The sequence below is a fragment of the Micromonospora sp. NPDC049801 genome (genome assembly GCF_040656575.1).
GTDB lineage: Bacteria > Actinomycetota > Actinomycetes > Mycobacteriales > Micromonosporaceae > Micromonospora.
This window is the reverse complement of record NZ_JBFAMS010000032.1, coordinates 1-13,520: the sequence shown is the minus strand read 5'-3', so window position 1 is coordinate 13,520 and position 13,520 is coordinate 1. Positions and strand designations below refer to the sequence as shown.

Annotated in this window: 9 protein-coding genes; 8 read left to right on the top strand and 1 reads right to left on the bottom strand. The window is 70.3% G+C overall.

The window, feature by feature from the left end:
• The first annotated feature begins 54 nt into the window (after positions 1-54).
• From AB0I89_RS32830 to AB0I89_RS32805, 6 genes are all read left to right on the top strand, one after another.
• The gene (locus tag AB0I89_RS32830) at positions 55-2,436 is read left to right on the top strand and encodes a glycoside hydrolase family 3 N-terminal domain-containing protein (RefSeq protein WP_357134651.1); all 2,382 of its coding nucleotides are present in this window, start codon (positions 55-57) and stop codon (positions 2,434-2,436) included.
• 9 nt (positions 2,437-2,445) lie between these two features.
• Entirely contained in the window at positions 2,446-3,438 is a 993-nt protein-coding gene (locus tag AB0I89_RS32825; protein WP_357134649.1) for an ABC transporter permease subunit, read from the top strand.
• A complete protein-coding gene (locus AB0I89_RS32820; RefSeq protein WP_357134647.1) occupies positions 3,435-4,373 on the top strand; it encodes a carbohydrate ABC transporter permease in 939 nt (312 codons plus the stop codon). The genes AB0I89_RS32825 and AB0I89_RS32820 overlap by 4 nt, the downstream gene beginning before the upstream one ends.
• A 44-nt stretch (positions 4,374-4,417) precedes the next feature.
• Positions 4,418-6,058, top strand: coding sequence for an extracellular solute-binding protein (locus tag AB0I89_RS32815; RefSeq protein ID WP_357134645.1), 1,641 nt, complete (start codon positions 4,418-4,420; stop codon positions 6,056-6,058).
• 90 nt (positions 6,059-6,148) lie between these two features.
• Positions 6,149-6,838, top strand: a complete 690-nt coding sequence (locus AB0I89_RS32810; RefSeq protein WP_357134644.1) for a hypothetical protein — start codon at positions 6,149-6,151, stop codon at positions 6,836-6,838.
• A 43-nt stretch (positions 6,839-6,881) separates the two neighbouring features.
• Positions 6,882-9,002, top strand: a complete 2,121-nt coding sequence (locus tag AB0I89_RS32805) for an alpha-glucuronidase (RefSeq protein ID WP_357134642.1) — start codon at positions 6,882-6,884, stop codon at positions 9,000-9,002.
• A 46-nt stretch (positions 9,003-9,048) separates the two neighbouring features.
• Here AB0I89_RS32805 and manD read toward each other — a convergent pair whose 3' ends face one another.
• On the bottom strand, positions 9,049-10,257 hold the full coding sequence (gene manD, locus AB0I89_RS32800) for a D-mannonate dehydratase ManD (protein ID WP_357134640.1): 1,209 nt from the start codon (positions 10,255-10,257) through the stop codon (positions 9,049-9,051).
• A 309-nt stretch (positions 10,258-10,566) separates the two neighbouring features.
• On the opposite strand from manD, the gene AB0I89_RS32795 reads away from it, so the two are divergent.
• The gene (locus AB0I89_RS32795; protein ID WP_357134639.1) at positions 10,567-11,952 is read left to right on the top strand and encodes a PHB depolymerase family esterase; all 1,386 of its coding nucleotides are present in this window, start codon (positions 10,567-10,569) and stop codon (positions 11,950-11,952) included.
• A 28-nt stretch (positions 11,953-11,980) separates the two neighbouring features.
• Complete coding sequence (locus AB0I89_RS32790; RefSeq protein ID WP_357134637.1) at positions 11,981-13,390, top strand: endo-1,4-beta-xylanase; 1,410 nt, start codon at positions 11,981-11,983, stop codon at positions 13,388-13,390.
• Positions 13,391-13,520: the final 130 nt, after the last annotated feature.

Below are 13,520 nucleotides of genomic sequence, written 5' to 3'. Positions count from 1 at the left end.
CACCAACCGGTCCCACGACGGCGCGGTTCGTGGCCGGAGCTAAGGGGTCTCGGCATGAGAAGTCAGCAGCCCGTCGACAGCGAATCGGCGTCGCGCGACGCCGCACCGTGGCGCGACACCCGGCTGTCGCCGGCCGACCGGGCCGAGGCGCTGCTCGCGGTGATGTCCGTCGAGGAGAAGGTCGCCCAGCTCTTCGGGGTCTGGGTCGGCGCCGACGCGTCCGGCCAGGGCGTCGCGCCGCACCAGTCCGACATGGTCGCCAACACCCCGTCGTGGGACACGATCATCCGGTACGGCCTGGGTCAGCTCACCCGCCCGTTCGGCACCGCGCCGGTCGACCCGGTGCTCGGCGCCCGTTCGCTCGCCGCCTCCCAGGAACAGATCGTGGCCGCCAGCCGGTTCGGCATCCCGGCCCAGGTGCACGAGGAGTGCCTGACCGGGTTCGCGGCCTTCAAGGCCACCGTCTACCCGACCCCACTGGGCTGGGGCGCCTCGTTCCACCCCGAGCTGGTCGAGGAGATGGCCGGTCGGATCGGCGCGTCGATGCGCGCCGCCGGCGTACACCAGGGGCTCGCGCCCGTCCTCGACGTCACCCGCGACTACCGCTGGGGCCGCACCGAGGAGACGATCGGGGAGGACCCGTACCTGGTCGGAACGACCGGCGCGGCGTACGTGCGGGGCCTGGAGAACGCCGGCCTCGTCGCCACCCTGAAGCACTTCGCCGGCTACTCGGCCTCCCGGGGCGGACGCAACCTCGCCCCGGTGTCGATGGGCCGCCGCGAACTGGCCGACCACATCCTGCCGCCGTTCGAGATGGCCCTACGGCTCGGCGGGGCACGGTCGGTGATGAACTCGTACGCCGAGATCGACGGCATGCCCGCCGCCGCCGACGAACACCTGCTGACCGGGCTGCTGCGCGACGAGTGGGGCTTCACCGGCATCGTGGTCGCCGACTACTTCGCCGTACGGTTCCTCGAGACCCTGCACGGTGTCGCCGCTGATGCCGTCGACGCCGCCCGCCTCGCCCTGCGCGCCGGCATCGACGTGGAACTGCCCACCGTGGACGCTTTCGGTGACGCGCTGGTCCAGGCGGTGCACGCCGGCGAGGTCGACGCGGCGCTGATCGACCGGGCGGTGCGCCGGGTGCTCATCCAGAAGATCGACATCGGCCTGCTCGACGAGGACTGGCGGGCCCTGCCCGACGACGTCGCGGCCCTGCGCCTCGACGACGAGGCCGGCCGGGACGTCGCCGTACGCCTGGCCCGCGAGTCCGTCGTGCTGCTGCGCAACACCGGCGTGCTGCCGCTGCCCGTCGCGACCCGGGTCGCCCTGGTGGGTCCGCTCGCCGACGACCCGATGGCGATGCTCGGCTGCTACACCTTCCCCAACCACGTCGGCGTCAACCACCCCGACCACGGCCTCGGGGTGGAGATCCGCACGTTGCGCGACGAGCTGGCCCGCCGCGTCCCGCTGCTGGTCCACGAGCCGGGCTGCGCCGTCACCGGCGAGGACGCGTCCGGCATCCCGGCGGCGGTCACCGCGGCGACCAACGCGGACGTGTGCGTGCTCGCCGTCGGGGACCGGGCGGGGATGTTCGGCCGGGGCACCTCCGGCGAGGGCTGCGACGCCGCCGACCTGCGGCTACCCGGCGTGCAGGCGGACCTGGTCCGGGCCGTTCTCGCCACCGGTACCCCGGTGGTGCTGGTGCTGCTGACCGGTCGCCCGTACGCGCTCGGCCCGGAGTTCGACCCGGCGGCGGCCGTGGTGCAGGCGTTCTTCCCCGGCCAACTCGGCGGGCAGGCGCTCGCGGAGGTGCTCACCGGCGCGGTGAACCCGTCCGGGCGGCTGCCGGTCAGCGTGCCCCGTGACGCGGGTGGGCTGCCGGGCACCTACCTGTCGCCGCCGCTCGGGCGTCGCAACAAGGTGTCCTCGATCGACCCGACCCCGGCGTACCCGTTCGGTCACGGCCTGAGCTACACCACCTTCGAGTGGTCCGACGCGACCGTCGTGGGTGCGACGCGGGACGAACCAACCCCCTGGGCGGTGGACGGCGAGGTCCAGGTGCGCGTCACCGTCGGGAACACCGGTGACCGGGCCGGCACCGAGGTGGTGCAGCTCTACCTGCACGACCCGGTGGCGCAGACCACCCGGCCGGTGCACCGGCTGGTCGGCTTCGCCCGGGTGCCGCTGGAGCCCGGAGCGCGGGCGCACGTCACCTTCGGCGTACCCGCCGACGTCACGTCGTTCACCGGTCGGTCCGGCCGGCGGGTGGTCGAGCCCGGCGCGGTCGAGCTGCGGTTCGGGCGCTCCAGCGCGGAGATCGAGGACGCCCTGCCGCTGCGGCTCACCGGTGCCGAGCGCGAGGTCGGGCACGAGCGGGACCTACTCACGTCGGTGCGGATCGAGCCGCTCGTGGCCGTTCCGCACTCCGCATAGGAGGCGAGGATGACATCCGAGACGTTACGACCTCCGCCGCCGGCGCCACCCGGCGACGCGGTGGAGGCCACCGTCCCCGCCCCGCGCGCACCCCGTCGGCGTCGCACCTGGCGACAGGCGCTGCGCCGGGACTGGCAGCTCTACTCGCTGGCCGTCCTGCCGCTGCTGTTCTTCCTGGTTTTCCGCTACCTCCCGATGATCGGGAACATCATCGCGTTCCGCCGGTTCAAGCCGGGCGGGAGCATCTTCGGTGAGTACTGGGTCGGGCTGCGCTACTTCCGGATGTTCCTGGCCGACCCGACGTTCTGGGACGTCTTCACCAACACGCTGGTGCTCGGGACGCTGACGCTGCTGTTCTGCTTCCCACTGCCGATCATCCTCGCGCTGCTGCTCAACGAGGTACGCGCCCGACGGCTGCGGCGGTTCGTGCAGTCCGTGTCCTACCTGCCGCACTTCCTGTCGATCGTGATCGTCGCGGCGATGGTCATGCAGCTGACCTCCGTCGACGGGACCGTCAACCAGATCGTGCAGGCCACCGGCGGCGACGCGGTGCCGTTCCTGCAACGCGCCGAATGGTTCCGGACGATCTACGTGTCGTCCGAGGTCTGGCAGACGGTCGGCTGGGGCACCATCCTCTACCTCGCCGCGCTCACCACCGTCGACGACGACCTGTACGAGGCCGCCCGGATCGACGGGGCCAACCGTTGGCGGCAGACCTGGCACGTGACGCTCCCGGGCATCCGACCCACCATGGTCACGTTGCTGATCCTCAACATCGGCACCTTCATGGCGGTCGGTTTCGAGAAGATCCTGCTGCTGTACAACCCGCTGACCTACCCGACCGCCGACGTGCTCTCCACGTACCTGTTCCGGATGGGCTTCGGGTCCAGCAACTTCAGCTACGCCGCCGCCATCGGGCTGTTCGAGGCGGTCATCGGGCTCACGCTGGTCCTGACGGCGAACCTGATCGCCCGGCGTACGGTGGGGACGAGCCTGTGGTGACCGTCGACGCCACCGACCCGGCCCAGGTGAGCGACCTGCCCGCCCGCGTCGGACCCCGCGGTATCCGGCCCACCCGGGGCTACCGCGTGTTCCAGGCGTGCAACGCGGTCGTGCTCACCATCGTGGTGGTGGTGACCCTGTTTCCGTTCATCAACGTCCTGGCCCGCTCGCTCAGCGACGAGGGGTACATCATCGCCGGGCAGGTCAACCTCGTGCCGCGCGGGTTCAACCTGGACACCTACCGGCTCGTGCTGAACGACTCGCTGTTCTGGACCAACTACCGCAACACCGTCTTCTACACCGTCGTCGCCACGACCATCTCGATCGTGCTGACCACCTGCTACGCCTACGTGCTGTCCAAGAAACACCTCCGGGGACGAACGGCGCTGATCGGCATCGCGGTCTTCACCATGTTCTTCACCGGCGGCCTGATCCCCAACTACGTGCTCGTCACCAGCCTGGGCATGAAGAACACCGTCTGGGCCATCGCGGTGCCCAACGCGATCAACGTGTTCAACCTGCTGGTGATGAAGGCGTTCTTCGAGTCGCTACCCACCGACCTGGAGGAGGCCGCCGCCGTCGACGGGCTCAACACGTACGGCATCCTGCTGCGCATCGTGCTGCCCCTGTCGAAGGCGATCGTCGCCACGATGGTGCTGTTCTACGCCGTGGCCTTCTGGAACTCCTGGTTCGCCGCCTTCCTCTACATGGACCAGCAGGAGCTGTGGCCGGTGACCGTCTACCTGCGCAACCTGATCGCCGGGGCCACCGGCGCGGAGAACGTCGGTGCGATCGCCGAGGCCGACGAGGTGCAGGCCGAGGCGACGCTCAAGTCCGTGACGATCGTGCTCACGACCCTGCCCATCCTCCTGGTCTACCCCTTCGTCCAGCGGTACTTCGTCCGCGGCGTGATGCTCGGCGCCGTGAAGGGCTAGCCAGCACGTCCACCCTTTCCTCCACCGAACCCGAAAGGACCGCCATGCTCCACCGATCGTGGCGCCGCGTCGCGACAGCGGTAGCCGTGCTGCTCACGGCGACCAGCATCGCCGCCTGCAGTGATGACCCGTCCGACGCCAAGGACCTGTCGGAGAACAAAGCCGGTGCGATGTCCGACTACGGCATCGGCAAGCAGTTCAAGGCGAGCGAGCCGGTCTCCTTCTCCATCCTGTACAACAACCACCCGAACTACCCGCTGCGCGAGGACTGGCTCTTCTGGTCGGAGCTGAAGTCCCGGGCCAACGTCACCCTCACCCCGGTCGCCGTTCCGCTGAGCGACTACGAGCAGAAGCGCAGCCTGCTGATCGGCGCCGGTGACGCCCCGATGATCATCCCGAAGACGTACCCGGGGCAGGAGGACGCCTACGTGTCCTCGGGCGCGGTCCTGCCGGTCAGCGACTACCTGGACCTGATGCCGAACCTCCAGGACAAGATCTCGAAGTGGAACCTGAAGCCCGAGATCGACACCCGGCGTCAGGAGGACGGCAAGTTCTACCTGCTGCCCGGCCTGCACGAGAAGCCCTGGCAGGACTACTCGGTGGCGATCCGCACCGACATCCTCGACGAGCTGAAGCTCAGCCCCCCGAAGACCTGGGACGAGCTGTACACGGTGCTCAAGGCGATGAAGGCGAAGTACCCGGACGTCTACCCGTTCTCGGATCGGTGGAGCAAGCCCAACCCGGCCGGCAACCTGCTCAACATCCTGGCCGTGTCGTACGGACTCCAGGGCGCGGGCTGGAACTTCCAGCACACGAGCTGGGACGCCGACACCAAGAAGTTCGTCTACACCGGCGCGAGCGACAAGTACAAGCAGATGCTCCAGTACCTCAACAAGCTGGTGAAGGAGAAGCTGCTCGACCCGGAGAGCTTCACCCAGACTGACGACCAGGCCCGGCAGAAGCTCGCCAACGGCAAGTCCTTCGTGATCAGCGCCAACGCCCAGGCCGTGGTGAACGACTACCGGCCGGACCTGGCCAAGACCAACCCGAAGGCCAGGATCGCCAAGATTCCGCTGCCGATCGGGCCGGCCGGTGAGGTCAACCCGGCCAACCGGCTGGAGAACGGCGTGATGATCTCCTCGAAGGCCCGCGAGAGCAAGAACTTCGTGGCGATGATGCAGTTCATCGACTGGCTCTGGTACTCCGACGCCGGCCAGGAGTTCGCCAAGTGGGGTGTCGAGGGCAAGACCTTCGTCCGGGACGGCGCCGGCATGCCCAAGCTCGCGCCCGACGTCAACGTCATCGGGCTCAACCCCACGGCCCCGAAGCACCTCCAGAAGGACTTCGGCTTCTACAACGGCGTCTTCGCGTACGGCGGCAAGCCGGAACTGGTGCAGGGCTTCTTCGCCCCGGAGGAGCAGGAGTTCCAGAAGGTCATGAACGCCCGGACGCCGGTCGTCGTGCCCCCGCCGCACCCGTTGAACGACGAGGAGCGGGAGCAGGCGTCCCTGTGGGAGACGCCGCTGAAGGACGCCGTCTACCAGGCGACCCTGCAGTTCGCGCTGGGCCAGCGGGACCTCGCCCAGTGGGACGCCTACCTGGCCGAGCTGAAGGGCAAGAACATGGACGCCTACCTGGACATGGTCAACAAGGCGTACGACCGCTACCAGAAGGACCATCGCTGAGGCGTCGGCCGGTCCGGTGACGCGCACCGGACCGGCCGACCTCGGCGCCCCCGCGTGCGACCGACCGCCGGACCTGGGAGGAGATGGACAGTGAACGACGCCGCGCAGGCCGGGCGGCAGATCGGCGACGGACCCCTGTCCCGGTTCGCGTCCCGCGTCTACATCCTGCTCGTGGTCGAGGCGCTGCTCCTTCTCACCACGGTGCCCGCCCTGCTCCCGCTGCTGCTGCTCGACCGTGACCCCAGCAACCTGCCGCTGGTCGCGCTGCTGCTGACGCCGGTCGGACCGGCGGCCTCCGCCGCCCTGTACGCGCTGCGCCACCAGCGACCCGACCTGACCGACCTGCGTCCCGCCGCGCTGTTCTGGCGGGGCTACCGCGGCAACGCCGGGGGCGCGCTGCGGGTCTGGACGCCGACGCTGCTGTGGTTGACGGTGCTCGCGCTGAACCTCGCCTACCGTGACGCGATCGGCCTACCGAGCTGGTGGGTGGCCCCGCTGATCGCGGTCGCGGTCGGGGTGACCCTCTGCGCGCTCAACGCGCTGGTGATCACCTCGCTGTTCGAGTTCCGCACCCGTGACGTCCTGCGCCTGGCCGTGCACTTCCTCGTCCGTACCCCCGGTGTCACCGCCGGCAACGCCCTGCTGCTCGCGGCGGCGGCCGGGATCACCGCGGTCTTCTCCGAGGCGGTGCCGGCGCTGCTCGCCTCGGTCCTGGCCCTCGGAATTCTCCGTGTCGCCGACCCGATGGTCCACCTGATCCGGAAGGAGTTCACCGCATGAGCCGCTCCACGACCGCCGAGGTGATCGTCACGCGGGGGGTCGCGTGAACGCCGACCTGGAGGATCCGGTGTTCGTGGCGGAGCCGCACGACGTCGAGGATCCCCGCGTACACCCCGCCTGGCTGCCACCGGAGGCGTTCCGGGCCCTCGGCGCGCGGCGCGTCCTCGTGCACGGCGACGGGCTGCTCGTCGACACCGTTCTCGACGAGGTGACGCGCGCCTGCACGCGCTACGGCGGACGGGTCTGGCACTCCCCGTCCTGGGACGTCGACGTCGACCTGGTGCTCGCCCTGCGCGGGGCGCCCGAGCTGCCCAGCACGGCGGTGCGGGCGGCCCGCGCGGCGGGGGAGGCGGCGCTCGCCGACCTCGGCGAGACGCTCGGCGACGAGGGTTTCCTGCTGGCCCGCAGCGGTGAGACGACGGTCGTGCTGGCCGACGCGCCCGCCGGCCTCCTCTACGGGCTGTTCCACGTCGTACGGCTCTGTGCGGCGGCCTTCGACCCGGCCCGCCCACCCGAGCTGCACCGGCCCGCGCTGCGCCGCCGCATGCTCAACCACTGGGACAACGTGGCCGTGCACCCGGTGATGGGCCAGGTCGAACGGGGGTACGCGGGCGGCTCGATCTTCTGGGCCGGTGGCCGTCCGCGCGGGGACCTGGCCCGGATCCGGGAGTACGGGCGGCTGCTGGCGGCCAGCGGGATCAACGCCATCTCGGTGAACAACGTCAACGTGGGTCGGGCCGAGGCGCTGCTGCTCACCGACCGGCTCGGTGACGTGGCCCAGATCGCGGACGCGCTGCGCCCGTACGGCATCCGGGTGCACCTGTCGGTCACCTTCGCCGCGCCCCTGGTCCTCGGCGGACTGCCCACCGCCGACCCGTTCGACGAGGAGGTACGCGCCTGGTGGGCGGCCGCCACCCGGCGCGTCTACGAGCGCATCGACGACTTCGGCGGCTACCTGGTAAAGGCCGACTCCGAGGGGCAACCCGGCCCGTTCAGCTACGGGCGGGACCACGCCGACGGTGCGAACCTGCTCGCCGAGGCCCTCGCCCCGTACGGGGGAGTGGTGCACTGGCGGGCGTTCGTCTACAACCATCACCAGGACTGGCGGGACCGGTCCACCGACCGCGCCCGCGCCGCGTACGACCACTTCGCCCCACTCGACGGACGGTTCCGTACCAACGTGGTCCTGCAGGTGAAGTTCGGTCCGGTGGACTTCCAGACGCGCGAGCCGGTCTCGCCGGTGCTCGCCGCCATGCCGGCCACCCGGGTCGCGGTGGAGGTGCAGGTCACCCAGGAGTACACGGGGCAGCAGCGACACGTCTGTCACCTCGGCCCGTGCTGGGGCGAGGTGCTGAGCTTCGCGCCGTGGGGTCCCGGTGGGCGCACCATCGCCGACGTGGTCACCGGCGAGGCCGGCAAGGGCGGCGGTCTGGTCGCCGTCGCCAACACCGGCGACGACGCCTTCTGGACCGGGCATCCGCTGGCCCAGGCCAACCTCTACACGGTCGGCCGGCTCGCCTGGGACCCGCGGCTCGACCCGACGGCGGTCCTCGACGAGTGGATGACGCTGACGTTCCCGCCGTCGGCGACCGCCGACCCGGAGCTGGTCCGGCGGACGCTGCACGAGATCATGGACGACTCGTGGCGTACCTACGAGCGGTACACCGCCCCGCTGGGGGTCGGCTTCATGGTCCATCCCGGCGACCACTACGGCCCCGACGTCGACGGGTACGAGTACTCGCGGTGGGGCACCTACCACTTCGCCGACCGCGACGGCGTGGGCGTGGACCGCAGTCGCGCCTCGGGCACCGGCTTCGCCGGCCAGTACCCGCCGTACTGGGCCGACGTGTACGAGTCGCCGGTGACCTGCCCGGACGAGCTGCTGCTCTTCTTCCACCACGTGCCGTACGACCACGTCCTGCACAGCGGGTCGACGGTCATCCAGCACATCTACGACACCCACTTCGCGGGCGTCGAGGAGGTGGCGGTGATGCGACGCCGGTGGCAGACCCTGCACGGGATGATCGACCCGGCCGTGTACGAGCGGGTGGCCGAGCGCCTCGACGAGCAGGTCCGCAGCGCCACCGAGTGGCGGGATCAGATCAACACGTACTTCTTCCGCAAGTCCGGGGTGCCCGACGCGCGGGGGCGGCGCATCCACTGATCCGGCCGGCCCGATCGGGCCGGCCGGAGCACCGGCGCCGGCGTGCTCACCAGGGGTGCACGGTCCCGTCCTCCAGCCGGTTCACCGGCAGGTACGCGGGCGCGTACGGGTAGCGGGCCGCCGCCTCCTCGTCGATGTCGACGCCCAACCCGGGCGTCTCGGCGGGGTGCAGGTAGCCGTCGGCGAAGTGGTACCCGTGCGGGAACACCTCGTCGGTCTGCGCGGTGTGCCGCATGTACTCCTGCAGGCCGAAGTTGGGGATCGAGATGTCGAGCTGCAGCGCGGCGGCCATGCAGACGGGCGACAGGTCGGTGGCGCCGTGCGAGCCGCTACGGACGTGGTGCAGCGCCGCGAGGTCGAAGATGCGCCGCAGGTGGGTGATCCCTCCGGCGTGCACCACCGTGGCCCGGATGTAGTCGATGAGCTGCTCGCGGATGAGCTGAGCGGCGTCGATGACGCTGTTGAACACCTCGCCCACGGCGATCGGCGTGGTGGTGTGCTGCCGGATCAGTCGGAAGCCCTCCTGCAGGTCGGCGGGGACCGGATCCTCCATCCAGGTCAGCGCGTACGGCTCCAGGCTGCGGCCGAGCCGGGCCGCCTCGATCGGCGTGAGCCGGTGGTGCACGTCGTGCAGCAGCCGCAGGTCGGGGCCGAACTCGTCGCGGACCCGCGCGAACACGCCCGGCACGTGTGACAGGTAGCGCTGCGTCGACCAGGTCGCCTCGCTGGGCAGGGCGGCGTCGGCCGGTTCGTAGAAGAGCTTGTCGGCGCTGACCCCGTACGTCTTGGGCAGGCCCGGCACACCGCACTGCACCCGTACCGCCCGGTAGCCGAGGTCGACGTAGCGGGCGACCTCGACCAGCACCTCCTCGACGGTCTCGCCGTTGGCGTGGCCGTACACGGTGACGCCCTCGCGGGACCGGCCGCCGAGCAGCTGGTAGACCGGCAGGCCCGCCACCTTGCCCTTGATGTCCCACAGGGCGGTGTCCACGGCGGCGATCGCGCTCATGGTGACCGGGCCGCGCCGCCAGTACGCGCCCTGGTACAGGTACTGCCAGGTGTCCTCGATCCGGGCCGGGTCCCGGCCGATCAGCAGCGGCGCCACGTGGTCGCGCAGGTACGACGCGACGGCCAGCTCCCGACCGTTGAGGGTGGCGTCACCGACTCCGGTGACGCCCTCGTCAGTGACGATCTTGAGGGTGACGAAGTTGCGGCCCGGACAGGTCACGATGACCCGGGCGTCGACGATCTTCACTCGATCTCCTTCGTGCCCGCGGGAGTCGGGTGAGGACGCTCGCAGGGGGGTGCACGCGAGGACGGTCTGGTTATCGGGAACCTGCCGATAATAGCCCGCCATCGGCAGGTGACGAACGGCCCCGCGACCCCTGGCACGTGCGCAGGTGACCGCGCAATCCCTTGCGCCGAAAGGTTTCCGGAATCCTTGACAATCGAGCGACCTCGATCGAAGCTGACATCGGTCACGCGAGCCGCGGTCACGGTCGGGCGAAGGGCAGTCCTCGACTAACCCCCTTCCATGCGCCATTCTCCCGAGGAATCGCGAACCATGACACTGAAGACAAGGCTGCTCGGCGTCCTCACCGCGGTCGCGACGGTCGCCGCCGCCGCGCTGGCGTTCGCCACGCCCGCGTCGGCCGCGACGCTCACGCAGGTGACCGGCTTCGGCAACAACCCCACAAACCTCCAGATGCACCTGTACGTCCCGGACCGGGTGGCATCCCGCCCGGGGATCCTGCTCGCCCTGCACTACTGCACCGGCACCGGCCCCGCCTTCTACTCCGGCACGCAGTACGCCTCCCTCGCCGACCGGTACGGCTTCATCGTCATCTACCCGTCGGCGACCCGCAGCAGCAAGTGCTGGGACGTGGCCTCGCCGCAGGCGTTGCGCCGAGGCGGGGGCAGCGACCCGGTCGGACTCGTCTCGATGATCGACTACGTCAAGCAGCGGTACTCCGCCGACCCGGACCGCGTCTTCGCCACCGGCACCTCGTCGGGCGCGATGATGACCAACGTCATGCTCGGTGACTACCCGGACGTGTTCGCGGCCGGCGCGTCCTTCGCCGGGGTGCCGTTCGCCTGTTTCGCCACCGGGGGCAGCTCGGAGTGGAACAGCCAGTGCGCGAACGGGCAGTCCATCAAGACCGCCCAGCAGTGGGGGGACCTGGTCCGCGGGGCGTACCCCGGCTACAGCGGCCGGCGGCCGCGGATGCAGATCTGGCACGGCACGAGCGACGACACCCTGCGCTACCCGAACTTCGGTGAGCAGGTCAAGCAGTGGACCAACGTGCACGGTCTGAGCCAGACCCCGACGTACACCGACTCCCCGCAGTCGGGCTACACCCGCACCCGGTACGGCAGCAGCGGCCCGATGGCCCCGGTCGAGGCGATCAGCATGCAGGGCGTCACGCACAACATCCCCGTCGACGCCGCGCAGGTGATCCGCTTCTTCGGCCTGGACGGCACCGCCCCGCCGACGACGCCTCCGCCGACGACGCCGCCCCCGACGACGCCGCCCCCGACCACGCCTCCGCCGACGACGCCGCCCCCGACGACCCCGCCGCCGACCACGCCGCCCCCGACGACGCCTCCGCCGACCACGCCGCCGCCCAGCGCGGGCGCCTGCGGGGTCACCTACACGGTCAACGCCTGGAACAACGGGCTCACCGCGAGCGTACGGATCACCAACACCGGCGCGACGGCCGTGAACGGGTGGGCGCTGACCTTCACGCTGCCCGGCGGCCAGACCATCACCGGCGGCTGGAACGCCGCCTACTCCCCGACGAGCGGCGCGGTGACCGCTCGCAACGTCTCCTACAACGGCACCATCGCCCCGAACACGTCGGTCGAGATCGGCTTCCAGGCCACCCACACCGGCGACGCCGGCAAGCCCACGGCCTTCGCCCTCAACGGGGCCACCTGCTCGATCGCCTGACTCCCTTTCAGTAGAAGGAGCTGCACGAATGCGAAACGCGAGATGGAGGGCGGCGTCGAGAGCCGCCGTCGCGTTGGCCGGGGCGGGCGCGCTCGCCGCCGGCATGACGCTGGTCCTGACGGCGCCCGCCGCCGCCGGGACCACGCTCGGCGCGTCCGCCGCCGAGAAGGGCCGCTACTTCGGTACGGCGGTGGCCGGTTTCAAGCTCTCGGACAGCACGTACACCACGATCCTGAACCGTGAGTTCAACATGGTGACGGCCGAGAACGAGATGAAGATCGACGCCACCGAGCCGCAGCAGAACCGGTTCAGCTACGGCTCGGCCGAGCAGATCGTCAACCACGCCCGCAGTCGCGGCATGCAGGTACGCGGTCACACGCTGGCGTGGCATGCCCAGCAGCCGAGTTGGATGCAGGGCATGAGCGGAAGCGCCCTGCGGCAGGCGATCCTGAACCACGTGACGCAGGTCGCCACGCACTTCCGGGGGCAGCTCTACTCCTGGGACGTGGTGAACGAGGCGTTCGCCGACGGCAACTCTGGCGGTCGGCGCGACTCGAACCTCCAGCGCACCGGCAACGACTGGATCGAGGCGGCGTTCCGCGCCGCGCGGGCCGCGGACCCGGGCGCGAAGCTCTGCTACAACGACTACAACATCGACAACTGGACGTGGGCCAAGACCCAGGGCGTCTACAACATGGTCCGCGACTTCAAGTCCCGTGGCGTGCCGATCGACTGCGTCGGCTTCCAGTCGCACTTCAACAGCGACTCCCCGTACGTCAGCAACTACCGCACCACACTGTCGAGCTTCGCGGCGCTGGGCGTGGACGTGCAGATCACCGAGCTGGACATCGAGGGCGCCCCGGCCAACACGTACCGCAGCGTGGTCGAGGACTGTCTTGCGGTGGCCCGCTGCAACGGCATCACCGTGTGGGGCATCCGGGACAGCGACTCGTGGCGGTCCTACCAGTCGCCGCTGCTGTTCAACAACAGCGGCCAGAAGAAGCCCGCGTACGACGCCGTGCTCACCGCGCTCAACAACGGCACCACCCCGACGACTCCACCACCGACGACTCCACCACCCACGACTCCGCCACCCACGACTCCGCCACCCACGACGCCTCCGCCGACGACACCGCCGCCGGGAGAGGGCGATTGCTCCGCCTCGGTGACGGTGAACCAGTGGAACGGTGGCTTCGTGGCGAACGTACGGGTGACGGCCGGCTCGTCAGCTCTCAATGGGTGGACCGTGACGATCGACCTGCCGTCCGGCGCGACCGTCACCAATGCCTGGAGCGCCACCAACAGCGGTAGCACCGGTACGACGACCTGGAGGAACGTCTCCTACAACGGTCAGGTCGGCGCGGGGCAGTCCACCGAGTTCGGCTTCCAGGGCACCGGCACCGCCGGCACCCCAACCCCAACCTGCGCAACAACCTAACCCCAACCCCCACCCCCCAAACCCCACCCCCCCGGTCCCACCCCCCGCTCTACCCTCGTGATCAAGAGGTTTGCGTCACCCGCCCCGGCGTGTCGTGACGCAAACCGGGGGATAAACCGGGGCGGGGGGT